The organism is Chelativorans sp. J32 (assembly GCF_000518985.1).
In the GTDB taxonomy this organism is placed as follows: Bacteria; Pseudomonadota; Alphaproteobacteria; order Rhizobiales; family Rhizobiaceae; genus Chelativorans.
The window spans coordinates 17,843-39,168 of sequence record NZ_JAEQ01000013.1; the positions used below are offsets into that span (position 1 = coordinate 17,843).

The 21,326-nt window shown below is 61.9% G+C and carries 23 protein-coding genes; 9 read left to right on the forward strand and 14 right to left on the reverse strand.

The annotated features are described in order from the left end of the window. Nucleotides 1-238: 238 nt before the first annotated feature. A complete protein-coding gene (locus tag CHEJ32_RS0116120; protein WP_028034707.1) occupies nt 239-946 on the forward strand; it encodes a ribonuclease activity regulator RraA in 708 nt (235 codons plus the stop codon). A 42-nt stretch (nt 947-988) separates the two neighbouring features. Here the strand turns inward: CHEJ32_RS0116120 and CHEJ32_RS0116125 are convergent, their stop codons facing one another. From CHEJ32_RS0116125 to CHEJ32_RS0116160, 8 genes are all read right to left on the reverse strand, one after another. Next, the gene (locus tag CHEJ32_RS0116125; RefSeq protein ID WP_028034708.1) at nt 989-2,221 is read right to left on the reverse strand and encodes an amidohydrolase family protein; all 1,233 of its coding nucleotides are present in this window, start codon (nt 2,219-2,221) and stop codon (nt 989-991) included. 12 nt (nt 2,222-2,233) lie between these two features. Continuing rightward, nucleotides 2,234-3,208, reverse strand: coding sequence for an oligopeptide/dipeptide ABC transporter ATP-binding protein (locus tag CHEJ32_RS0116130; RefSeq protein WP_028034709.1), 975 nt, complete (start codon nt 3,206-3,208; stop codon nt 2,234-2,236). Then, a complete protein-coding gene (locus CHEJ32_RS0116135; protein ID WP_245261144.1) occupies nt 3,195-4,190 on the reverse strand; it encodes an ABC transporter ATP-binding protein in 996 nt (331 codons plus the stop codon). The genes CHEJ32_RS0116130 and CHEJ32_RS0116135 overlap by 14 nt, the downstream gene beginning before the upstream one ends. Nucleotides 4,191-4,206: 16 nt before the next feature. Further along, nucleotides 4,207-5,151: a succinylglutamate desuccinylase/aspartoacylase family protein gene (locus CHEJ32_RS0116140; protein ID WP_028034711.1), complete on the reverse strand. Its 945-nt coding sequence runs from the start codon at nt 5,149-5,151 to the stop codon at nt 4,207-4,209. A gap of 36 nt (nt 5,152-5,187) precedes the next feature. Continuing rightward, nucleotides 5,188-6,039, reverse strand: a complete 852-nt coding sequence (locus CHEJ32_RS0116145) for an ABC transporter permease (protein WP_028034712.1) — start codon at nt 6,037-6,039, stop codon at nt 5,188-5,190. A 1-nt stretch (nt 6,040) separates the two neighbouring features. After that, on the reverse strand, nt 6,041-7,021 hold the full coding sequence (locus CHEJ32_RS0116150) for an ABC transporter permease (protein WP_028034713.1): 981 nt from the start codon (nt 7,019-7,021) through the stop codon (nt 6,041-6,043). Nucleotides 7,022-7,116: 95 nt separating this feature from the next. Beyond that, entirely contained in the window at nt 7,117-8,646 is a 1,530-nt protein-coding gene (locus CHEJ32_RS0116155; RefSeq protein ID WP_028034714.1) for an ABC transporter substrate-binding protein, read from the reverse strand. Between the two features lie 5 nt (nt 8,647-8,651). Next, nucleotides 8,652-9,722, reverse strand: a complete 1,071-nt coding sequence (locus tag CHEJ32_RS0116160) for a GntR family transcriptional regulator (protein WP_028034715.1) — start codon at nt 9,720-9,722, stop codon at nt 8,652-8,654. 220 nt (nt 9,723-9,942) lie between these two features. Between CHEJ32_RS0116160 and CHEJ32_RS0116165 the strand changes: the two genes are divergently transcribed. Next, entirely contained in the window at nt 9,943-10,920 is a 978-nt protein-coding gene (locus CHEJ32_RS0116165; protein ID WP_028034716.1) for an aldo/keto reductase, read from the forward strand. Nucleotides 10,921-10,956: 36 nt separating this feature from the next. Here CHEJ32_RS0116165 and CHEJ32_RS28075 read toward each other — a convergent pair whose 3' ends face one another. Further along, entirely contained in the window at nt 10,957-11,208 is a 252-nt protein-coding gene (locus CHEJ32_RS28075; RefSeq protein ID WP_034658623.1) for a DUF982 domain-containing protein, read from the reverse strand. Nucleotides 11,209-11,363: 155 nt separating this feature from the next. Here CHEJ32_RS28075 and CHEJ32_RS0116175 point away from each other — a divergent pair, with 155 nt between their 5' ends. Both CHEJ32_RS0116175 and CHEJ32_RS0116180 read left to right on the forward strand, forming a co-directional pair. Further along, entirely contained in the window at nt 11,364-11,594 is a 231-nt protein-coding gene (locus CHEJ32_RS0116175; protein WP_028034717.1) for a hypothetical protein, read from the forward strand. Continuing rightward, nucleotides 11,576-11,785 (forward strand): hypothetical protein, encoded by a 210-nt coding sequence (locus CHEJ32_RS0116180; RefSeq protein ID WP_028034718.1) that lies wholly within the window; start codon nt 11,576-11,578, stop codon nt 11,783-11,785. The genes CHEJ32_RS0116175 and CHEJ32_RS0116180 overlap by 19 nt, the downstream gene beginning before the upstream one ends. A 273-nt stretch (nt 11,786-12,058) precedes the next feature. Here CHEJ32_RS0116180 and CHEJ32_RS0116190 read toward each other — a convergent pair whose 3' ends face one another. Further along, entirely contained in the window at nt 12,059-12,298 is a 240-nt protein-coding gene (locus tag CHEJ32_RS0116190) for a DUF3072 domain-containing protein (protein ID WP_028034719.1), read from the reverse strand. Nucleotides 12,299-12,427: 129 nt separating this feature from the next. Between CHEJ32_RS0116190 and CHEJ32_RS0116195 the strand changes: the two genes are divergently transcribed. Continuing rightward, nucleotides 12,428-12,697 (forward strand): PepSY domain-containing protein, encoded by a 270-nt coding sequence (locus CHEJ32_RS0116195; RefSeq protein ID WP_028034720.1) that lies wholly within the window; start codon nt 12,428-12,430, stop codon nt 12,695-12,697. A gap of 61 nt (nt 12,698-12,758) precedes the next feature. Here the strand turns inward: CHEJ32_RS0116195 and CHEJ32_RS27205 are convergent, their stop codons facing one another. From CHEJ32_RS27205 to CHEJ32_RS0116215, 4 genes are all read right to left on the reverse strand, one after another. Then, on the reverse strand, nt 12,759-12,929 hold the full coding sequence (locus tag CHEJ32_RS27205) for a hypothetical protein (protein WP_156936719.1): 171 nt from the start codon (nt 12,927-12,929) through the stop codon (nt 12,759-12,761). An 89-nt stretch (nt 12,930-13,018) separates the two neighbouring features. Next, nucleotides 13,019-13,975 (reverse strand): ABC transporter permease, encoded by a 957-nt coding sequence (locus CHEJ32_RS0116205; protein ID WP_028034721.1) that lies wholly within the window; start codon nt 13,973-13,975, stop codon nt 13,019-13,021. Then, nucleotides 13,962-14,903, reverse strand: a complete 942-nt coding sequence (locus tag CHEJ32_RS0116210) for an ABC transporter ATP-binding protein (protein WP_028034722.1) — start codon at nt 14,901-14,903, stop codon at nt 13,962-13,964. The genes CHEJ32_RS0116205 and CHEJ32_RS0116210 overlap by 14 nt, the downstream gene beginning before the upstream one ends. After that, nucleotides 14,900-16,120, reverse strand: coding sequence for an NEW3 domain-containing protein (locus CHEJ32_RS0116215; RefSeq protein WP_028034723.1), 1,221 nt, complete (start codon nt 16,118-16,120; stop codon nt 14,900-14,902). The genes CHEJ32_RS0116210 and CHEJ32_RS0116215 overlap by 4 nt, the downstream gene beginning before the upstream one ends. Before the next feature lie 405 nt (nt 16,121-16,525). On the opposite strand from CHEJ32_RS0116215, the gene CHEJ32_RS0116220 reads away from it, so the two are divergent. The 4 genes from CHEJ32_RS0116220 (at nt 16,526) to pstB (ending at nt 21,303) form a co-directional block, all read left to right on the forward strand. Further along, a complete protein-coding gene (locus CHEJ32_RS0116220) occupies nt 16,526-17,566 on the forward strand; it encodes a PstS family phosphate ABC transporter substrate-binding protein (RefSeq protein ID WP_028034724.1) in 1,041 nt (346 codons plus the stop codon). A gap of 121 nt (nt 17,567-17,687) precedes the next feature. Beyond that, nucleotides 17,688-19,058 carry a phosphate ABC transporter permease subunit PstC gene (gene pstC, locus CHEJ32_RS0116225; RefSeq protein ID WP_028034725.1) on the forward strand — a complete coding sequence of 457 codons (1,371 nt, stop codon included), beginning with the start codon at nt 17,688-17,690 and terminating at the stop codon, nt 19,056-19,058. Between the two features lie 2 nt (nt 19,059-19,060). Then, nucleotides 19,061-20,431, forward strand: a complete 1,371-nt coding sequence (pstA, locus tag CHEJ32_RS0116230) for a phosphate ABC transporter permease PstA (RefSeq protein WP_028034726.1) — start codon at nt 19,061-19,063, stop codon at nt 20,429-20,431. Further along, nucleotides 20,428-21,303: a phosphate ABC transporter ATP-binding protein PstB gene (pstB, locus tag CHEJ32_RS0116235; RefSeq protein WP_156936720.1), complete on the forward strand. Its 876-nt coding sequence runs from the start codon at nt 20,428-20,430 to the stop codon at nt 21,301-21,303. The genes pstA and pstB overlap by 4 nt, the downstream gene beginning before the upstream one ends. Nucleotides 21,304-21,326: the final 23 nt, after the last annotated feature.

A 21,326-nucleotide genomic window follows, 5' to 3' on the forward strand; every position in this document is an offset into this window, starting at 1 on the left:
CACGACTATGAGGCCAATGAGATAGATTATGGAGTTCATGGGAAGCCTCCTGATGGAACCCCCCGAACTACTTACGCCCCGTCGTGTTCCCTACGCCGGTGCGCTGACCGCAACGGCAGGATCGAAACGGCTTCTTCTTGACGGCCGGGGCATCACGAGCGAGAACCCGAAGCCTCAGGACGGTCGAGCGGCCCGGTTGCGGCAATTGCCAAGCGATCCTAGAGCTGACGGAGGGGTTATGGGTTTGGAAACAAAAGTAATCGATACGCTCAAAAACGTGTCGACGGCCACGCTAACCACGATTCTGCTGAAAAAGGGCCTGCGGAATGTCTGGCTTCGGGGCACCAAGCCGATCAGGCCTGGCCAGCCGCGCACCGTCGGTCCAGCCTTCACGCTCCGCTTCGTGCCGGCCCGCGAGGATCTCGCCACGCCGGCAAGCTGGGCTTCTCCCATCTCCACTCGTGCGGCAATAGAGGATATGCCCGAGGGCGCGGTGGCTGTGGCAGACGCCATGGGCGTCACCGATGCCGGTATTTTCGGCGACATTCTCTGCGCGCGCATGATGAAGCGCGGCGTTGCGGCCCTCGTGACGGATGGTGTGATGCGCGACGCCGCGGGCGTACTCGGCACGGGCTTGCCCGTCTGGTGCAATGGTTTCGCTGCACCACCGTCCGTGGCGGGCCTTACATTCGTGGGCTGGCAGCAGCCTATCGCATGCGGCGGCGTTGCGGTTTTTCCGGACGATGTCATCGTGGTCGATGACGACGGCGCCGTCGTGATCCCGGCCGCCCTGCTTGACGAAGTGGTCGCGGAGGCTCCGGAGCAAGAGCGCATGGAAGAGTGGATCATGAAGGAGGTGGACCGGGGCGTGCCGCTCCCCGGTCTTTATCCCATGAACGCCGAAACCAAGGCGCGCTACGAGGCTGAGAAGGGGCGGAAGGATTGACCTCGATCAGAGGCCGGCGCCGGTGGGTCCGGCGTCCGGGCTTCAGTTCAGGCGATCCTTCAGGATGAGGCCGTCGCGCATCACCAGCGGGATATGTGCGCCATCGTCCTGCAGAAGGGCGATATTCTCTAGCGGATCGCCATCGACCACGATCAGATCCGCAAGCGCATCCGGCGTGATCACGCCAAGCTTGCCGGCATAGCCGCAGAGTTCCGCGCCGATCACGGTCGCCGAACGGATAATCTCGGCCGGCGTGAGGACCTTTGCCAGAAGTTCGAACTCCATGCAGTGATATTTGCGCAATTCGCCGAGCAGGTCGGAGCCGAAAGCCATCTTCAGGCCGGCATCGCGCATGATCTCGAGCGATCTCAGGCCGCCATTGCGCACCACGTCGATTTTGGAGAACTCGGTCTCTCCGAAGCCGAAGCGCTTGCCTTCCAGGTGCAGCGCCTCATAGGCCACCAGCGTCGGCACGGCGATGCAGCCCTTTTCGGCCGCCATCCGGGCCGTCTCCGGCTCGATCAGGTTGCAGTGTTCCAACGAATGGACGCCAAGCTCGACCGCCCGGCGGATGGCCCGATCCGTATAAAGATGCGCCGAGACATATATATTGGCGTTCTCTGCTTCCTCGACGATCGCAGCGATCTCCTCGCGCGAGAACTGGATCGACTCGATCGGGTCGTTGGGCGAGGAAACGCCGCCATTGGCCATGATCTTGATGAACCGGGCACCGCCTTTGATCATCTCGCGCGCGGCTGCCCGGCAGGCATCCACGCCGTCCACCACATAACCCATCGAACCCAGCCGGTCCGACATCATGCCTGGCCGGTCGTCCGTGCGCCGCCGCAGGTCGGCGTGGCCGCCGGTGGTCGTCAGCCCCTTGCCGCAGATGATCAGGCGCGGACCACCGATAAGACCTTCTTCCACGCCCCGCACCAAGCCAATGTCGGCCCCGCCAAGATCACGAAGCGTGGTAAAGCCGCGCTGCAGAGCCTCTTCCATGACGCGTGCCGAGCGCAGCGCCGCAAGCGAGGTGGGCGCGATGATGTTCGCCCAGAGATCCAGCGTTTCGGCCACCACATGCACGTGACAATCGATGAGACCCGGCATCAGCGTGCGCCCGGCGAGATCTATGCGGCGCGTTCCTGAAGGGGCGTCCAGGCCCGAGCCCACGCTTTTGATGCGACCATTCTCGACAAGAACGTCCAGGCCGCTCTTGGTGACACCCCCCTCGGGATCAAGCACCTTGCCATTGGTGAAAAGAATGCTGGTCATCAGAAACTCCGTTCAGCGATGATGGCAGGCCACGAGGCGCCCGTCGTCCCTCGACGTCAGCGCCGGATCCACGGTCGTGCACTTCTCCGTCGCGAGGGGGCAGCGCGGGTGAAACGGGCAACCCGCAGGCTTCCGCGTTGCGCTCGGCACAAAATCGCTGCTTGCGCTGAAAATACGGCGCTGACGCGGGTCGAGCGACGGCGCCGATTTCATCAGAAGTTCGGTGTAGGGGTGGGTGGGACTGGCGAAGAGCGCGTCACGGTCGGCAATCTCGACGATCTTCCCCAGATACATCACGGCCACGCGGCGGGAAATATGCTCCACCACGCCGAGATCGTGCGAGATGAACAGGTAGGAGACGCCCAGGTCGCGCTGGAGATCGGCCAGCAGGTTGAGAATCTGCGCCTGGACCGAAACGTCGAGAGCCGAAACCGGCTCGTCGCAGATGATGATCTCGGGTTCGAGCGCAAGTGCACGGGCGATGCCGATCCTCTGCCGTTGACCGCCGGAGAACTGGTGCGGGAAGTTGTCCGCCTGATCAGGCCTGAGGCCGACCCGCTCCATAAGCTGGGCAACCCGCTTCCGCCGCTCCTTCGGCGTGCCGACTCCATGGATGTCGAGAGGCGCGCGAATAATGTCGCGCACGCGCTGGCGCGGATTGAGAGAGGAGAACGGATCCTGGAAGACGATCTGCACGCGCCGGCGGAACGAACGCAGTGCGGCTCCTCGCAAGCCGGCAATGCGCTCGCCCGCGAAGGTTACGGTGCCGCCTGTGGCTTTGACGAGCCCCATCAACGCAAGCCCGGTGGTTGATTTTCCGCATCCGGACTCGCCGACAAGGCTCAGCGTCTCGCCGCGCTTCAACGTGAAATCAATGCCGTCGACGGCGCGCACCGTTCCCACCTGCCGCTGCAGGACACCCTTGCGGATGGGGAAATGAACCGTCAGCCCTTCGACCTGGAGGAGAGGCGCTTCAGACATCGTCATGCTCCCAGCAGGCGGCGAAGTGGCCGGGTCGCTTTTCCTCGAAGGGCGGCCGCTCCTCGAGACAGCGGGCGGATGCACCCGGGCATCGCGGCGCGAAAGCGCAGCCCTTGGGCAGATCCCACATGGGGGGTACCGTGCCGGGAATATCCGTTAGCCTCTCGGAGGCGCGCCCGCGGGGAATCGCCCCCATGAGCCCTTTCGTATAGGGGTGAATAGGATGGTCGAAGAGGTCGTACACCGACGCCTCTTCGACCTTGCGGCCCGCATACATCACGATCACCCGGTCCGCCACCTCGGCAACGACGCCGAGGTCATGAGTGATCAGGATTTGCGCCGAGCCTAGGCGCTTCTGCAGGTCAGCAATCAAGCCCAGGATCTGTGCCTGGATGGTCACGTCAAGCGCGGTCGTCGGCTCGTCCGCAACGATGATCTTCGGGTCGCAGGCGAGTGCCAGCGCGATCATTGCACGCTGGCGCATGCCGCCGGAAAGCTCGTGAGGATATTGCCGGGCGCGCCGCTCGGGATCCGGCATCTGTACGAGCTTCAGTGCTTCGACGGCGCGCGCCATCGCAGCGGAAGCGCTCACCTTCCGGTGCTGCCGGACAGTCTCGGCGATCTGGTCGCCGATCGTCATGACCGGGTTGAGGGCGGTCAGCGGCTCCTGGAAGATCATGGCGATTTCCTCGCCGCGCAGATCTTCCACATCGTGGCCGTTGAGCTTGAGGATGTCCCGGCCATTGATCTTGATGCGGCCGCCGGCAATCTCGGCTGCCTCCGGCAGGAGGCGGAGGAGGGCAAGCGCCGTCATCGATTTGCCGCAGCCGGACTCCCCGACGATACACAAGGTCTCGCCCGCCGCCACGGCCAGGCTCATGTCGGAAACGACCGTGAACGGTCCGTGTTCGCCGCGGATGCGAATTTGCAGGTCCTCGACGGAGAGAACCGGCTTTCGATCCGCAGGCATGGTGGCGGGCGTCGTCATGACCTTGTCCTGTATCTTAGTCCGTGGCCCGCGCGAGGTTGCCCACCATGAAACCGTAGTCGCCGCTTTCCACCAGGTTTCGGGAAAGGTGTGACAGGATCATGATGCCACGCTCGAACGGCGTCGGGATCTCTTCAAGCGTTTCGAAAGTGTAGGGGCTGACCACCCGGCCAAGGAGCTGGCCTTTCTCGATCACCTCGCCAAGTGGTGGGCAAAGCGGCTCGAGCCAGCCGCCCTGTGTCGGCCGGATGCCCGCGATCTCGTCCACCACCACCTGCTTCGGCGCGGGTTTCACGTCGCCGGGGATGGCGCCGAGATGGCGGAGCATGTTGAGCACGCCGTCGACCGTGCGCTGGACATAAGGCGTCTGGTCGACGATGCCGCCGCCGAGCTCGACAACCACCGACGGTATCCCGCGCTTGTCGAGTGTCACGGCCTTCGTCGTACCGGTGAATACGGTGCCGTCCTTGTCGGGCGCCGGCCGGTAGAGGATCTTGGAGCCGAAGGATCGCGACAGCGCTTCGTCATTCCAGATGTAGACGTAATCGACCGTGGGCCGGTCCGTGCCGGCGTGAAGGTCGATATGGACATCGATCTTCTCCAGGAATTCCGACGTGATCGCGGCGGCAAGCTGCTGGGTATAGTTGCCGCTTCGGTTGCCCGGGAATTCACGGTTGAGGTTCAGCTCGTCGATCGGGGTGAAGCGGTGGTTGACCGCCATCGCGCGGGCATTCGCCACCGGCAGCATAAGGATGCGCCCCTTGAGCGGCAGGTCCTTGATGGCGCGGTAGATGTCGACCATGGCCTGCGCGCCGGTATTCTCGTTGCCGTGGATCGCTGCGGAGAGACCGATCGTCGGCCCGTCCGTTTCGCCGACCAGCTCGTGCATCACCAGCACGGCGTCGGAGCCGTCCGCATGGGTCGTAAATTTCGGCCGCAGGATTCTTGTCGATTTGACCATCTTTTCTTGTTCCTCGTGAAATGGATGGTTGGAAATTCAGTCGTTTCGCCGCTCGCCACCGCCGCGTGAAAGCTGGCGGGGATCCAAGAGATCGCGCAGGCCGTCACCGAGCAGGTTGAAGCCGAGCACGGTGATCATGATCGCGGCCCCCGAGACGATGGCGAGCCATGGCTCGTCGCGCATGAACCGCGTGCCGTAGGACAGCGTCCATCCCCAGGTCGGCGCCGGTGGGGGAAGGCCGAAGCCTAGGAACGAAAGGGCGGACTCGGAAATGATGGCGGTTCCCAGTCCCAGCGAGGCGAGCACGATGATCGGTCCCAGCGCGTTGGGGAGGATTTCGCGGAAAATGATGCGCAACGGACTGGCGCCCAGCGCGCGTGCCGCCTGCACATAATTCTGCTCGCGCAATACGAGGGCTGCGCCTCGCACGACGCGCGCATATTCCGTCCAAAAAACCACGATCAGAGCGAGCGAGACGTTCATGATGCCGGGGCCGAGGACGGCGACTATCGCGAGCGCCAGGATGATGGCCGGGAAACCGAGGAAGATGTCGGTGATGCGGCCAAGCACCAGGTCTACCCACCCACCGAAATAGCCGGAAACGAGGCCCACCACCGTTCCGATCAGGGCAGCTCCGCCAACGGAGACCACGGCGATGATGAGCGAGATACGCGCCCCGAACACCATACGGCTCCAAAGGTCGCGACCGAAATTGTCGGTACCCAGCAGGTGCTCCAGGCTGGGGCCGGCAAATCGGTTGCGCATATCCATCTGCTCAACCCCATAAGGGGCGACATAGGGCGCAAGAACGGCACAGCCGACGATGAAGAGCGTGATCGCCGCGCCGATGACGAAGGAGGGATTACGAAGCGGTTTCGGCAGGCGCATCTCAGCCGAGCCTCACACGTGGGTCGACCGCCGCATAGAGCAGGTCGACAATCAGGTTCACGAGCGCGAAGATCAGGGCGAAGGTCAGCACGATGCCCTGGATCAGCGGCAGGTCACGCTGCGAAATAGCCGTGATCGTGAGCTGGCCGAGCCCCGGCCAGGCGAAAATCGATTCCGTCAGCACGGCGCCCCCCAGAAGCATTCCAAAGCGCAAGCCGATCACCGACAGGACGGGCAGAAGCGCGTTGCGCAGCACGTGGCGGATGATCACCCGCGGTCGCCGCAGGCCCTTGGCATAGGCGGTGCGGACGAAGTCCTCGCGCAGCATCTCCAACATGGATGTGCGGGTCAGCCTGGAGATGATCGCGGCCGGCATTGCCGAGAGCGCAAGCGCCGGCAGAAGAAGATGGCTGAGCGAATCCATCAATACCTGCGGCTTGCCGGTGAGAGCTGCCCAAAAAGCTTCCGGTAGCGGGGGCCCGCGACCGATCGCCGGCAGCCAGCCGAGCTGGACCGCGAAAGCCAGCATCAGCAGCAGGCCAAGCCAATAAACGGGCATGGAAACGCCGAGCTGGGCGAAGATCATGGTCACCGTATCCACGATCGAGCCCTGCCGCATGGCAGAGATCACACCCATGGCGAGGCCGAGCACCGTGGCGATCACAAGAGCTGCGACTGCCAGCTCCAGGGTCGCTCCGAGCCTGCCGAGAATGATCGTCGCAACCGGCTGGTTCTGGAATATGGATGTGCCGAAATCACCAGAGAGGAGATTGGCGAAATAGTCCCAGAGCCGCACATACCAGGGATCGTTGAGGCCAAGGGAATCCCTCAGCCGCTCGATTGCCTCCGGCGACGCCTCCTGTCCCAGAAGGACGGAAGCCGGGTCACCTGGAATGATGAGAAGGAGGCCAAAGGTCACCACCACCATTCCCACCGCCATGGGAATGAAGAGCAGCAGTCGGCGGATTATGTAGGCAATCACGGCGTCGGTTTCTTGTCTGCTTCTGCGGGTTTCATCTGACGCGGATCAACGCCAGGGCGTGGTGCCGGCCGCACCTGGCGCGGCCGGCCCGGTATTTACTGCGTCTCCATTCCGATAAGGCCGCGCAGATAGCCGCGCGGTGTAGCATTCACCTCGGACGGGAAATCCTTGTCGTAGAAGAGCTGGTATCCCTGATAGGAGACGATGAAATACGGAAGTTCCTCGGCGAGGATCTTCGCCGCTTCCTGGTAGGCTGCAGCGCGCTCTTTCTGGTCCAGCGAGGAGCGGCCCTTCTCCAGAAGCTCGTCGACCTTCGGATTGGAGTAGCCGCCCCAGTTCGTCGAACCTCCGGTGGTGAGCTGCGAGAAAAGCAGCCGGTCAGGATCGACGAGGTTTAGCCATCCGAGCAAGGCGATCTGGTGCTGCGACTTCTGCACGTAATTGGTCGAGAAGCTCGGCCAATCGGTGATCTGCGTCTTCGCGTCCACGCCGGCCTGGCTGAACATGGCCTGGAGGAATTCCACGGTCTGCACACGGTTCGGATCTTCGCTGTGCGTGGCGAGGGTCACGGTCAGGTTCTTGCCATCCTTGTCGAGGATGCCGTCGCCGTTGCTGTCCGTCCAGCCGAGCTCGTTGAAGAGGGCCACGGCGCCTTCGAGATTGAAGGTCGGCTGCTTGATCTCCGGCGAATAGGCCCAGGAAGAAGGCAGGAGAACCGAGGTCGCTACCTCGTCCACCCCTTGATAGATATCGCCCACGATCGTCTGCTGGTCCACCAGCATGGCGAAGGCCTGCCGCATCTTCGGATCGGCAAGCAGCGGGTCCTTGGTGTTGAAGTTGATATAAGTGACGCCGAGGCCCGGCATGATCGCGTTGCCGAAACGGTCATCGGCGGCAAGGCGGGAAATATCCTGAGGGGACAGGGGCGATTGGATCACGTCGAGATCACCAGCCTCGAAGGCTTGGGCGCGAGCTGAATTGTCCGGAATGATCTTCAACGTCACTTTCTCGATCTTCGGAGCGCCCGCCCAGTAATTCGGATTGGCTTCCAGAACGATTTCCGCCCCGCGATTCCAGGAGGCAAGCTTCATCGGGCCTGCTCCCACCGGCTGGGTGGCAAGGTCCTGTCCTCCTTCGGCCAGCTCCTGGGGAACGATGCCGAGATCAAGGTAGGACAGAAGAGGCGCGTAAGGCGTGTCGAGGTTGAACTTCACCGTGAGGTCGTCAACCTTCTCCACCGACTTGATCGGCGTATAGAGCGTGCGCATCGGCGCGTTGAAATCGGGATCGAGGAGCGTCGTGTAGGTGTACACCACGTCATCGGCGGTCAGCGGCGTGCCATCCGAGAATTTCAGCCCCTCGCGCAGCTTGAAGACGAAGGTCTGCGGGTCCGGCGTCTCCCAGCTCTCGACAAGATCGGGAACGGCTTCGAGCTTCGGCGTGATATGGACAAGGCCGGAATAGACGAGGTCGGCCACGCGATAAGCGGTCGTATCCCGCGTCAGGCGCGCATCGAGCGTACCCGCATCGACATCCGTTCCGACGACGATCTCTTCCTGGGCGAGGGCAGGGCCGATCGCCATGGCAAGGATCAATGCGGTGGTGGAAAGCAGCAGTTTTTTCATGGTCGTCACCCTCTGGACTGAAATGCCGCTTCGCGGCTGTTCCTGCGGCGTTGCATTTTCGAAGATTGGGGAACCGTGGTTTCCACGGCATCTGCCTTTGCGGCTTTGGCGCGCCGCAAATGCGCCAGATAGGGCACCAGCAGATTTTCCAACGCGTCCGGGTCCGGCGCATGGCGAAATTCGAAGCAGGGGATGCCCGGCCGCGCGAGGCGCCGCACGTCGTCGGCACCGGTTGCGTAGATCACCGCATCGCACCGCTCGAGAAGGTCGGCCAAATCCGGGGCAGATGCCCATGCCGCAGTGATGTCGGACACATGCGGCGCGAATTCGCGCACACTGGGCTTCATGATGGCGATGTAATCTTGAAAATAAGTGATGGCGGCGACGCGCGACTTTGGCGAAAGGCCGGCAAGGGCCTGGCGGGTATGGGTGGAGGGAATGAAGCGGATCGCCAGAATATTGGCCTCCGGCACGATTTTCCGCACCTCCACTTCCCGGTGGACGAAGGTGAGCACCACGTCGGCACGCCGTAGAGCCATCTGCGCCTCTGGAGAGGTCTTCAGCTGGTCCAACATGACGAGATTGATCTGATCTCCAGGTTCGAGAACCGGGCGTATCTCGGCGACATAGTCACGCGCCGCCGCCTCGAAAATGCCGACAAAAACGATGGTGAGACCGCTTCGCGGCTTTCTCAGCTGTGCCTGAGCCGTGATCATGGTGGCGAGCGTGGATGGGGGGATACCCAGTCGGTCGGCGCTGTCCAGAACCTTGCCGATTTCCTCGCGCAGGCTCGCCATTGCACCCTCGTCACCCAGGCGGCGATGCGGGTCACGTGCCGAATAAGCTCCCTTGCCGCGCCGCATCTCGATCAACCCGGCATCGCGAAGCTGCTGGTAGACCTGGCTCACCGTCATTGGCGCGATCCGCAATTCCGCAGCCAGCTGACGCACGGATTGCAGCTTGGTGCCGTAAGGCACGTCCGAATGGGAGAGGTAGTAGCTCAAGAGGCCATAAAGCTGCGTGCCCACCGGTACGGGCAGCGACTTGTCTATGGCGGAGGCGTCTACCGGGAACATGTGTCCTAATACCTTGATACACTCAACCGTAGCATGTTTTTTTGCTGACGCAATGGACCGGCATCATTTTTTCAGAACACCGGCTAACATGGAAAATCAAGCATTTAGGGCAATATCGCCTGTTTTTTGGGCAGATTGACTGAACTCTCGCCATTGTTATTGGCGACTGGTTTCTGCCATAGTGGCAGTCGGCGAAGCTGGTTGTTAAGAGGGTGTATCGATGAAATATGTCAATCTTGGCCGGTCGGGTCTCAAGGTCTCACGCCTTGCGTTGGGCTGCATGACTTTCGGCTCACCCAAATGGGCGCCTTGGGTTCTGGATGAGGCCGGCGCAACTTCCATAATCGAGCGGGCTCTGGACCTCGGGATCAATTTCTTCGATCTCGCAGACATGTATTCGCTTGGCGAAAGCGAGGTCGTGACCGGCAAGGTACTGAAGCGGCTTCGTGCGCGGCACCAGCTTGTCATCGCCACAAAGCTCTACAATCCGATGAGCGATGATCCCAACGACCGGGGATTGAGCCGGAAACACATCTTCGAGGCAGTGGATGGCAGCCTGAAGCGCCTAGGCACGGATTACATCGACCTCTACCAGCTCCATCGTTTCGACTATGAGACGCCTCTTGAGGAAACGCTGGATGCGCTCAACGATCTCGTGCGCGCCGGCAAGGTGCGCTATCTCGGCGCTTCCTCCATGTTCGCATGGCAGTTCATGAAGGCTCTCGGCATGCAGCGTCAGCACGGCTGGGCTCAGTTCGTGTCGATGCAGCCTCACTACAACCTCATCTATCGCGAGGAAGAACGCGAGATGCTGCCGCTCTGCCGCAGCGAGGGGATCGGCGTTATCCCGTGGAGCCCGCTGGCGCGCGGCCGCCTCGCAGGCAGGGGGAGCGACCAGTCGACGGTGCGCGCCCAGACCGATCGGACGCAGGTCAATCTCTATGGATCGACCGAGGAGCAGGATGCGAGGGTGATTGAAGCCGTTCGCCAGGTGGCTGAGCGCCACGGTCGCCCGATGGCCCAGATCGCCTATGCCTGGGTTGCATCGCGCCCCGGCATCACCGCGCCGATCGTGGGCATTTCAAAGATGAACCAGTATGATGACGCCGTCGCTGCGCTCGACGTGGAACTCAGCGACGAGGATGTGGCCGCGCTGGAGGCGCCATACCAGCCGAAGAGGGTCGCCGGTCACAGCTGATCCGACCAGGGGCGCCCGCGGGCGTCCGCTCCTTTCCTAGACAAGGAAGCCGTGGGCCTTTGCGAAAGTCCTCAGGCCCCGGCGCGCTTCTTCGATAGCCTCATCGTTATAGGTGGCGGCGAAGCAGGCCTCCAACGCCCCTTCGAAAATGGGGCCTTCCTGCACGGGGCATGTTCTCAAGAAATCGAAGGCCTGTCGGGGGCTTTCGATATCTGTTGTTCTTCCTGGGTGGAGGCTGATGCGGACGGGTGACTTGAAGCGCGGCTGGATAGATTGTTCTTGATTCATCGGGTTCCCTCGGCCTGACTATGCAAAACGGCCAAGGTGCCTAAAAGTTTCATTCTTTTTTGCTGACTTGATTTTGCGCCTGCCCGGCTGGACTATCCTTCGGGTGGAACGATCCGGCCGTGCGCCGGTTGTTCGGGTGATGACTGGAGGAAGTCATGCCGCCGGAAGACATGGATATCGTGCTTACGAAACTTCCGCTGCGCATTGGAGCTTATGTGCCGAGCGATCTGCTTGAGGAATGGTTCGCCCCGGGAACAGGCATGAAGCCGGTCAGCGATGCAGCCATCGAGGCGGCGAGAGCCTATGGCCGTCGCTTCGAATGCGAATTCGAGTACTACCCCGAACGAATGGAAGGCGTGTTCTGGAAATGGGTGCCGGCAATATGAACCCCGGAGGTGCCTCTCCCCTCGAAGAGAAGGTGAAGCAGGCGATCATCGACGAATTGAAGCGTCAGGCCGACCTTCATCCGGGGAGCTTGCAAGTCTCCCCGGCGGAAACGACGATCTTGGTTAATGGCAAAATCGACCTCGACGACCTCACAATGGTGGTGATCGGGGCGCTTGCCGGCGGGCCGTAAGCGTCGCCGGATTCTTGCACACACAACAATTTACGCTCAGGTAAGATGTTTGAATTGCGGATGAACGCCGCATTCAGCCACAGTTCTGGCGATCGCAGATAGCGTGAGATCCTCCAAGGGGGTGATCCAAATGTTTATACGCTTGTTTTTCGCCGCTATGTTCGCTGTCTGTCTGGGCGGTGTTCTCTCGAAGGCCCTTGATCCGTCGCTGAGCAAGCGGGTGGCTCAGCCGCAGGTCAGCTATGGGCAGGCTGTGGGACTCCCGGTGATGGATTAGGCGCTTCGATCGTCCTTCTCCAATCCAAGCTTTCGCTTCAGCTCGTCGATACGTTTTGATGCTTCCGCTTTTGTGAGGTCTTCGGCATAGGCCTCCGGTTCGTTGGCCTGCTCGGCGAGCGTCTTCAGGTAGGATGCCTGGGCTCCGGTCATCGGCTCGTCGCCGCTGATCCAATCGGCGGGATCCTTTTCCATGTTCGAGCGCGGGTGTTGCTTGGGATTGTCACTGGGCGGCATTGTGCTTCCTTTCGCCCGGAAAAACATTCAAGTGCCGGCCAGGGTTCCGCTGCAATGTTTGCAAGACGGAACTTCCTGCGGCTTTCTCAAGTTGAACTGCGTCTGCACAGTCTTGAGAGGGCATTTTTCATGAATAACAGAAGCATCTTTGCGCTTTCCTTGGTCGTCATCCTATCCTCAACGCCCGTTCTTGCGCAGATGGCCGATGAAAACACAGTTCCTCCCGAAAACGCCATGAAGGTTTCGGAGATCGTTGCCAAGATCGAGGCTCGTGCCGACTTCCGTTTCCTGGACGAACTCGATTGGGATGATGATGGTTATTACGAGATCATCTATTTCACCAAGGACAAAGCCAAGGTTGAAATGAAGATCAATCCCGTCACCGGAGAACCGATCTGAAGGCAGCACAAGGGCGCGGAGCATCGCCCACCTGCTCCGCGCCTACAGGTGCCTTAATTCCTCAGCTCGTGACCGGATCCTTTTTGCGATGATCGCAGCCGCCACCGCTGCCGTCGTCGCCGGGAGCAGGTGTTCCCCCCTCGGTCTGTGCGATGGCTATGACAACTGGAAGAGTGACCGCGCCGAGAATGGAACCCAGTCCGAGGGCGGCGATAAGAAGCGTTTTGCGCATGGCTACACTCCGCTTTACGCAAGCGAAGTTAGCGCGCCGCAGGTTTTTCGGCGAGGTCCTTTGAAAAAAATAGTGGTGACCAGGGCGGATTACGCCCTGATCTCCTGTCTCTGGAAGGAGACGTAAGCTCCGGTGAACAACACCAGAAGCGCGGCGATCATGCAGCAGAGCTGAGGCCAGATCAGCATCAGGCTTTGCGAGACCGGCAGCGGTGCCCCGATCACCGCCTGGCTGAGCTGGTTCGCGAAGACGATGCCCAGCGATCGCGTCTCCGGATTGAGGATCGCCAGCGTCATTTCGCCGAAGAGAGTATTGGGCGAGATCCGGGCGATCGCCCGCTGCACCTCGACCTGGTTCACCGCCGTCATGGGGTCGAACGGATCGACGGGCACCACCGCGCCGGCAATGAGTGGCGACAGCATCGGCCAGAAGATGGTGAAGAGCAGCCAGACCGTGAGGGTGGCCAGCGCCGATGTGGCAGGCGAGCGGAAGATGGTCGAGAACACCATCGCCACTCCCAGCCACACGCCCGCATAGACGAAGGAGGCGAGCAGGAAGGCCAGCCCGCGCAGTATTTCTTCTCCGCTTGGCGGCAGGCCGAGAAGCAGGATGCCGAGACCGATCACCAGGAGCCATAGCACGAGCAGGCATTGAGCGATGACCAGCAGGCATCCCAGGAACTTGCCTGTCAGAAGGGCGTCGCGGTAGATCGGTTGCGACAGGATACGCGACATGGTGCGCCGATTATACTCACCATTGATGGCGTCGAAGCCGAGCGCGATCGCGACCAGCGGCAACAGAAACCCCAGGAAGGCGACGAAGGAGGGCAACGGCTCCTGCGCCGTGGTCAACAGGCGAAGGAAAAGAAACTGGTCCTCGCTGACGGTCTGGGAAATCTGGCCGATCGCCGCATAGACAGCGCCGATGGCGGTGAGAAGCACGAGCAGCATCACCAGGTGGATGCGCGCGCTCGTCATATGGTCGGCCGCTTCCTTGAGGGCGACCGTCGCAAGCCCGGTAAAGGGCGAGCCTTCACGCTGCGGCATGGATCTTGTCCTCCTCGAAGAACCTGACATAGACCTCGTCCAGGGTCGTGTGGCGGATGGACATGGTGCGGAGCAGGCCGCCGGCGGCGACCACGCGGCGGGCGATTTCCGGCCGCGCGTCGGCATCGGCATCCACACGCCAGAAGCCCGGCCGCTGTTCCGTCACGCCGGTGATGTGTGGTGCGCCGTCAAGGGCCGCCCTCAGATCCACGTCGCCCGCTTCCACCTCGACCACATGGGTTCCGCCGAGCACGTCGCTGGTCAGGTCGGCGACCCGGCCCATAAGGCCAATCCGCCCGCGGTTGAAGAGCGCCACGCGGTTGCAGATGGTCTGGACCATGGAAAGCAGATGCGAGGAGAGCACGATGGTAATTCCTTCCCGCCCCAGCTCGACGATGAGTTCCAGAAGCTCCTGGGTGGATTGCGGATCGAGGCCGGAAGTCGGTTCGTCGAGGATGGCAATCTCCGCGCGCTTGATCAGCACCTCGGCAAGACCGAGGCGCTGGCGCATGCCGCGCGAGAAGGTGCCGACGCGGCGGTCGGCGGCGTGGGTAAGTCGCACGCGGTCCAGCGCTTCTCCAATGAGCGTATTGGCTTCCGCCGTGGAAAGTCCGGTGAGGCGCGCGGTGTAAAGCAGATTTTCGCGCGCCGTCAGATTGTCGTAAAAGCCGATCTGGTCCGGCAGGTAGCCAACCCGGCGCTTGACCTCGAGCGGGTTACGCAGCGGATCGAGGCCGATCACGCGCACCGCGCCGGATGTCGGCTCCGTGAGGCCAAGAAGAAGGAGGATGGTCGTCGTCTTGCCGGCGCCGTTCGGCCCAAGCAGGCCGAACACCTCACCTTTCTCGACCGTCAGGTCAAGCCCGTCCACGGCCGCGTGGCGGCCGTAATGCTTGACGAGGTCCCTCGTCTCTATGACCGTGTTCATCGCCTGCCATACCGTGTGACCGCAAAACCAAGGACCACGACGGCGGCGGCGATGACGCCGAGCCCCGTGACGCCCCAGATGGTCGACGTCCGTACGGTGACGCGGAAGCTGGCATTATCCGAGGCACCGTCGCCATTGGCGCGCACGGACACCACATAGTCGCCGGCGATCGCCTGGTCGGAGGGCGTCATGTTCACCGCCACCTCGGCGGTTTCGCCAGCCGGCAGCTCGGCTATCTCTTCCGGACTGAACTCGACTTTCCATCCGGAGGGTGGACTTGCCGAGAATTTCACGGCTCGGGCGGGCGCAGTGCCCCGGTTCTCGACCGTGAAATTGAAGCTGCGCTGCTCGCCAGCGGTCGCATCTCCCGAGAGACGACCGCCCGGACCGGCGAGGGAGAGCTGCGGCTGGCCGGTGATGTCGAGCACGAGTTGCGTTTCGGCCGAGGCGTTGCCGCCAGCTGCGCCAACCCTGACGGGATACTGCCCCGCCTGGGCGTTCTCCGGCGCCTTGACGGAAACCGACAGATCCTTCTTCTCACCCGCCTTCAGCGGAAGGCTGGTGAGTTCCTGCGAGCCGTAGCGTTCCTTGAATGTGACCTGGAACCCGGGCGGTGCTTCGGACACCAGATTGATGACGGTATCTTCCTGGCCGTCATTTGTGACCGCCACCTGATAGTCGAAGGATGAGCGGACAGTCCCCCGGAGCGCCGGCAGTTCTGGCTCCAGAGTCAATTTTGCCGGTTCGGTTTCCGACAATGTCACCGCGACGGGCAATTCGAGCGTTCGGTCGCCGGCACGCCCGGTGACGGTGAACCGATAGGTTTCGTCCGTTGCATTTTCGGCAGGCGTCACCTTCAGCGAAAGGTCGACCGTCTGGTCGGAACCGGCAATCGCAGCTCCGACGCGCTTGCCGCCGCCTTCGATCTGCCACTGCCAGCCTTCCGGCAGACCGGATAGGCCGAACTCTACCCGCTGCGGCGCCAACCCTTTGTTGGCGAGCGAGAGGCCGATATTCACCTCCTCGCCTTTCTGGGCGTAGAAGACCGGGTAGGGGGTCGTAAGCCATAGCCCCTGGAGTTCCTGGCCCGTGGCCGGCCGCGGATTTGCCTGAGCATGGGCCGAGCCGGGGCTGAGCAAAATCCCGGCCGTGACGAAGGTTGTAGCAATAAGTGTTGTGAGAGTGTTGCGCGCAGAAAAAGCGTGCGCAGGAATCATGGATAGCCTCCCCGCTTCGCGATCAATGCGGAATTCACGGCGTCCGGCCGTGGATTCGGATTTACGAAAACGGGAGAATTGCTCCAACTGTGGCAAGACTGCGGCAAAAAATGTTACATCTTTGTAATACTCGCGTCAGCCGGTACCGCCCTAATTTCCGTGTCTTTTGCTTCCCACCAAGAGAGACGGCGCGGTGAAAGAGGGCGGTACGGAACCTGGATATGACAGCGATGTTACGGCTGTATCATCGGGAGCGTGGCAGAAGGCTTGCCGGGCTCGAAGTCTGTCCTGCCAAGATTTACGGACCCGACATGAAACTGTCATCGAACTGTTACATGTCGCCGCTAATGCCACTCCCGACGCGACATGGCGTCGACACCGCATTCCGGACAGGAGTAGGCTCAAATGAAGAAGTATTTCCTCGCGGCAGCTGTGGCGTCCGTCGCCGTCGCCGCTTCTCTTGGCTCCGCCGCCGCGCAGTCGCGCGATACGATCCAGATCGCCGGATCCTCGACCGTTCTTCCCTTCGCCAGCATCGTAGCGGAAGAGTTCGGCAACGCGTTCCCGGATTTCAAGACGCCGGTGGTCGGTTCCGGCGGATCGAGCGGTGGCCTGCGTCAGTTCTGTCAGGGTGTCGGTGAGAATACGATCGACATCGCCAACTCCTCGCGTCGCATCAAGACCGGCGAGATCGAGGCCTGCAACCAGGCCGGTGTGAAGCAGATCCTCGAGGTCCAGATCGGTTTTGACGGTATTGTCTTCGCCACAAGCGCCGACAAGGGCGACTTCGCGCTCGAGCCCGTCCATATCTACAAGGCGATCGCCGCCCAGGTGCCGGTCGACGGCAAGATGACCTCCAACCCGTACAAGAGCTGGAAAGAGATCGACGAGTCGCTCCCCGATCAGCCAATCGCCGTCGCGATCCCCGCCTCCAACCACGGCACCCGTGAAGTCTTCGAAGAGAAGGTGCTGACTGCCGGCTGCGAAGAGGCCGGACTCCCGGAGATGGCCGAGGAGGAAAAGGAAGCCGCTTGCTCCACGGTGCGCCAGGACGTGGTCGTGGAGATCGCCGGCGACTACACCGAGACGCTTGCCCGCCTGCAGAGCAACCCGGATACGCTCGGCGTGTTCGGCCTGAGTTTCTACGAGCAGAACCGTGACACGCTGAAGGTCGCCACCATGTCCGGCGTGACGCCTTCGCTGGAGACGATCGCCTCCGGCGAATACCCTGTCTCCCGCCCGCTCTTCTTCTACGTCAAAGGCGAGCATATCGGCCAGATCCCGGGCATCGAGGAATATGTCGAGTTCTTCCTCTCCGAGCAGATGGCCGGCGCGGGCGGCACGCTTGAAGGTGCCGGCATGATCCCGCAACCCGCCGAGAAGACCGAGGAAGTGCTCGCGAATTTCAAGGAGCGCAAGGCGTTGACCGCCGCCGATGTCCAGTAAACGGACTTGCAGCGCTCGGGGAGCCCTATTAGGGCTCCCTTCATTCCTGGCTGGACGCGCTGTTATTCTCTGCGTATGGGGCGCGGAGCCGGGATGCGGCTGAGACACGGGGGCCTTGATCGTGAATAGCTTTATTGTCGCCTGCCTCCTCCTTCTCCTCCTCGGTTTCGCATACCAGGCGGGATGGTCGCGAAGCAGACAAGTCGCGCCCGCCAGCGGACGCTTGCATTCACGTCCGAACTACCACGGCTCGCTAGTCGCTATTTGGGCGGTGGTTCCCGCGCTCCTCATTCTCGCGCTCTGGGTTCTCTTCGGCGATACCGCCTCGCGCGCCTTTGTCATGGCGCAACTGCCGCCCGATATTCGGGCGTTGAGCGGGCCCGAACTCAATCAGATCATCAATCGCGTGAACCAGATCGCGACGGGTTTCGGCGTCATCGGTGAACCCGCTCCCTATGAGAGTGCCGCCGGTCAGGCGCTGCGTGAATTTCGCACGCTCTCCTTCGCTTTCGTCATTGCGGCTGCGGCCGGCACCGGCGCTCTGGGGCTCTATCTGGCTCGCAGCCGCATAACCGCGCGTTTTCGTGCCCGCGACGAGGTGGAGCGCGTTGTACGCTATCTGTTGATCGCCTGCTCGGTCGTGGCGATCCTGACCACCATCGGCATTGTGGCTTCGCTTCTCACCGAGGCGATCCGGTTCTTCAGTTTCGTCAGTCCCATCGACTTCTTCTTCGGCACGGTATGGAACCCGCGCTTTTCCACCGTGGGTGCGGGCTCCGGCGAATACGGTCTCCTGCCTCTCCTTTGGGGCACGCTGATGATTTCAATCATCGCCATGCTCGTATCGCTGCCCATTGGTTTGATGACGGCTGTCTACCTCACGCAATATGCGCGTCCCAAAACGCGCAACGTGGTCAAGCCCGTCGTCGAGGTTCTGGCGGGTATTCCGACCATCGTCTACGGCTTCTTCGCCCTCGTGTCCGTCGGCCCCTTCCTCGCAAGAATCGGCAGTACGGTCGGCCTCGATATCCGCGCCACCAGCGCGCTCACGGCCGGTATCGTCATGGGGATCATGATCATTCCCTTCATCTCCTCGCTCTCCGACGACATCATCCGGCAGGTGCCGAGGGCGATGCGCGATGGGTCGCTGGGTCTTGGCGCGACCCAATCGGAGACGATCCGGCGCGTGATCCTTCCGGCCGCATTGCCCGGTATCGTGGGTGCCTTCCTGTTGGCCGTCAGCCGTGCAATCGGCGAAACCATGATCGTGGTCCTCGCCGCTGGCAACAGCCCCTATCTGCGGCTCAACCCCGGCGAGCCGGTCTCCACGGTGACCGTGACCATCGTCAATCAGCTCACCGGTGATACGGATTTTGCTTCGCCGCAGTCGCTCGTAGCTTTCGCGCTCGGGTTGACGCTCTTCCTGATGACGCTCATCCTCAACGTGGTGGCGCTCTATATCGTCCGCCGCTATCGGGAGCAGTATGAATAGCCATGGCAAACACGCTCTCTCCAGTTGCCCCGACAGCCCCGGCTCCCAGCGAGACGCTGACGAAGATTAGAAGTGGCCTTGCGCGGCGGCATGCGCGCGAGCGGCGCTTCCGCGCCTACGGCATCGCGGCCATCTGCGCTGCGCTTGGTGCGGTGGTCATCCTCTTCAGCATGATTCTGATGAAGGGTGTCCCTGCTTTCACGCAAGCCAAGCTGACGCTGGATGTCTTCTTCGATCCTGCCATCATAAAGGTCGATCCCAAGCCCGTCCGCGCGCCGGACCAGTCGGCCGCCGCCTACGAAAGGGCACGGCTCGATTGGGAAAGGCAGGTGACGCTCGTAAACTGGAACCGCATCCTGGAGGCGGCGGTGCGGGCGGCAGCACCGGACATCGAAGTCGATACGCGCCAGGCCCTGTCCATCGTGGAGACGAGCGAGCGGTTCGTCCTGCGCGATCGCTTCGTGGCGGATCCTGGCCTGCTCGGGCAGACGGTCAAAATGGATCTCCTCGCTTCCGCCAATGCAGATAATTGGCTGAAGGGAAATATCGACCGCAGCCTGCCCGACACCCAGCAACAGCTTTCGGCGCCAGCCCGCGCTCTCGCGGACAGGCTCAAGGAAGACGGAACCATCCGTTTCGCCTTCGCCTCGCAGATCTTCACCAATGTGGATTCGCGTTCGGCTCCCGCAAGCGCCGGCCTGGCCGGTGCCTTAATGGGGTCGCTCTATATGATGCTCGTGGTGATCGTGCTGGCGGTGCCGCTTGGCGTCGGCACAGCGATCTATCTTGAAGAGTTCGCACCCAAGAACCGTTTCACCGACCTTATCGAGGTGAACATCAACAATCTGGCGGCGGTCCCCTCGATCGTGTTCGGTCTGTTGGGCGCGGCAGTCTTCATAAATTATTTCCACCTGCCGCTTTCCGCCCCGCTTGTCGGCGGCCTGGTCCTTACGCTGATGACGCTTCCGACGATCATCATCGCCACGCGTTCGTCGCTCAGGGCCGTGTCGCCTTCGTTGCGCCAGGCGGCCCTCGGACTTGGCGCATCGCGTATGCAGATGGTGTTCCACCACGTCCTGCCGGTAACCTATCCGGGCATCCTAACGGCGACGATCATTGGTGTCGCCCAAGCCCTGGGCGAAACCGCGCCGCTGCTTCTCATCGGGATGAACGCATTCGTCGCTGCGGTCCCGGCAACACCGCTCGATCAATCCACGGCGCTGCCGGTGCAGATCTACCTCTGGCAGGGCAATGAGAATCGCAACTTCTTCGAACCGCGCACGTCCGCCGCGATCATCGTTCTGCTCGGGCTCATGATCGCGCTCAACGCGCTGGCTATCTATCTGCGGACGAGATTGGAGCGACGCACATGAACAATGAAAACGCGGAGGTCCTCGAGATGCACATGCCGACCGAAAAGATCGTCGGACAGACGGATCTCTATTCCATCAAGTCCTCGACGGTGCGCACGCCCGATGAGACGCCCAGGCCCATCCGTGTGAAGGCCCGGGAGGTGAACGTCTTCTACGGCTCGAAGCAGGCCTTGTTCGACGTCTCGATCGATATTCCCGAGCGTGCCGTGACCGCCTTCATCGGGCCGTCGGGCTGTGGCAAGTCCACCTTCCTGCGTTGCTTCAACCGCATGAACGACACTATCGAAAGCAGCAAGGTGACCGGCCGGATCGAGCTTGACGGGGCCGACATCTATGACGGGTCCATCGACGTTGTGGAGTTACGCGCCCGAATCGGAATGGTTTTCCAGAAACCCAATCCGTTTCCGAAGTCGATTTACGAGAACATTGCCTATGGGCCGCGTATTCATGGGCTTGCCAAATCCAAGGCCGATCTGGATGCGATCGTCGAGAACAGCCTGCAAAAAGCGGGTCTCTGGAGCGAGGTGAAGGACCGCCTCCAGGAGCCGGGCACCGGCCTTTCAGGCGGCCAGCAGCAGCGTCTGTGCATTGCCCGCGCCATCGCGGTCTCGCCGGAGGTCATCCTGATGGACGAGCCGTGCTCGGCTCTCGACCCGATCGCCACCGCCAGGGTGGAGGAACTCATCGACGAGCTGCGCGAGAACTACACCATCGTGATCGTTACCCACTCGATGCAGCAGGCCGCGCGTGTTTCCCAGCGTACGGCCATGTTCCATCTCGGCCATCTGGTCGAGGAGGGCCCCACCGACAAGATGTTCACGAATCCGGAAGAAAAGCGCACCCAGGATTACATCACGGGTCGGTTCGGCTGATCCCGTACAATCTTAGAAAAGGA

Coding starts and splice junctions, on each gene's coding strand:
- CHEJ32_RS0116120 (WP_028034707.1), top strand. CDS start 239: ATGGGTTTGGAAACAAAAGTAATCGATACGCTCAAAAACGTGTCGACG.
- CHEJ32_RS0116125 (WP_028034708.1), bottom strand. CDS start 2,221: ATGACCAGCATTCTTTTCACCAATGGCAAGGTGCTTGATCCCGAGGGG.
- CHEJ32_RS0116130 (WP_028034709.1), bottom strand. CDS start 3,208: ATGACGATGTCTGAAGCGCCTCTCCTCCAGGTCGAAGGGCTGACGGTT.
- CHEJ32_RS0116135 (WP_245261144.1), bottom strand. CDS start 4,190: ATGACGACGCCCGCCACCATGCCTGCGGATCGAAAGCCGGTTCTCTCC.
- CHEJ32_RS0116140 (WP_028034711.1), bottom strand. CDS start 5,151: ATGGTCAAATCGACAAGAATCCTGCGGCCGAAATTTACGACCCATGCG.
- CHEJ32_RS0116145 (WP_028034712.1), bottom strand. CDS start 6,039: ATGCGCCTGCCGAAACCGCTTCGTAATCCCTCCTTCGTCATCGGCGCG.
- CHEJ32_RS0116155 (WP_028034714.1), bottom strand. CDS start 8,646: ATGAAAAAACTGCTGCTTTCCACCACCGCATTGATCCTTGCCATGGCG.
- CHEJ32_RS0116160 (WP_028034715.1), bottom strand. CDS start 9,722: ATGTTCCCGGTAGACGCCTCCGCCATAGACAAGTCGCTGCCCGTACCG.
- CHEJ32_RS0116165 (WP_028034716.1), top strand. CDS start 9,943: ATGAAATATGTCAATCTTGGCCGGTCGGGTCTCAAGGTCTCACGCCTT.
- CHEJ32_RS28075 (WP_034658623.1), bottom strand. CDS start 11,208: ATGAATCAAGAACAATCTATCCAGCCGCGCTTCAAGTCACCCGTCCGC.
- CHEJ32_RS0116175 (WP_028034717.1), top strand. CDS start 11,364: ATGCCGCCGGAAGACATGGATATCGTGCTTACGAAACTTCCGCTGCGC.
- CHEJ32_RS0116180 (WP_028034718.1), top strand. CDS start 11,576: ATGGGTGCCGGCAATATGAACCCCGGAGGTGCCTCTCCCCTCGAAGAG.
- CHEJ32_RS0116190 (WP_028034719.1), bottom strand. CDS start 12,298: ATGCCGCCCAGTGACAATCCCAAGCAACACCCGCGCTCGAACATGGAA.
- CHEJ32_RS0116195 (WP_028034720.1), top strand. CDS start 12,428: ATGAATAACAGAAGCATCTTTGCGCTTTCCTTGGTCGTCATCCTATCC.
- CHEJ32_RS27205 (WP_156936719.1), bottom strand. CDS start 12,929: ATGCGCAAAACGCTTCTTATCGCCGCCCTCGGACTGGGTTCCATTCTC.
- CHEJ32_RS0116205 (WP_028034721.1), bottom strand. CDS start 13,975: ATGCCGCAGCGTGAAGGCTCGCCCTTTACCGGGCTTGCGACGGTCGCC.
- CHEJ32_RS0116210 (WP_028034722.1), bottom strand. CDS start 14,903: ATGAACACGGTCATAGAGACGAGGGACCTCGTCAAGCATTACGGCCGC.
- CHEJ32_RS0116215 (WP_028034723.1), bottom strand. CDS start 16,120: ATGATTCCTGCGCACGCTTTTTCTGCGCGCAACACTCTCACAACACTT.
- CHEJ32_RS0116220 (WP_028034724.1), top strand. CDS start 16,526: ATGAAGAAGTATTTCCTCGCGGCAGCTGTGGCGTCCGTCGCCGTCGCC.
- pstA (WP_028034726.1), top strand. CDS start 19,061: ATGGCAAACACGCTCTCTCCAGTTGCCCCGACAGCCCCGGCTCCCAGC.
- pstB (WP_156936720.1), top strand. CDS start 20,428: ATGAACAATGAAAACGCGGAGGTCCTCGAGATGCACATGCCGACCGAA.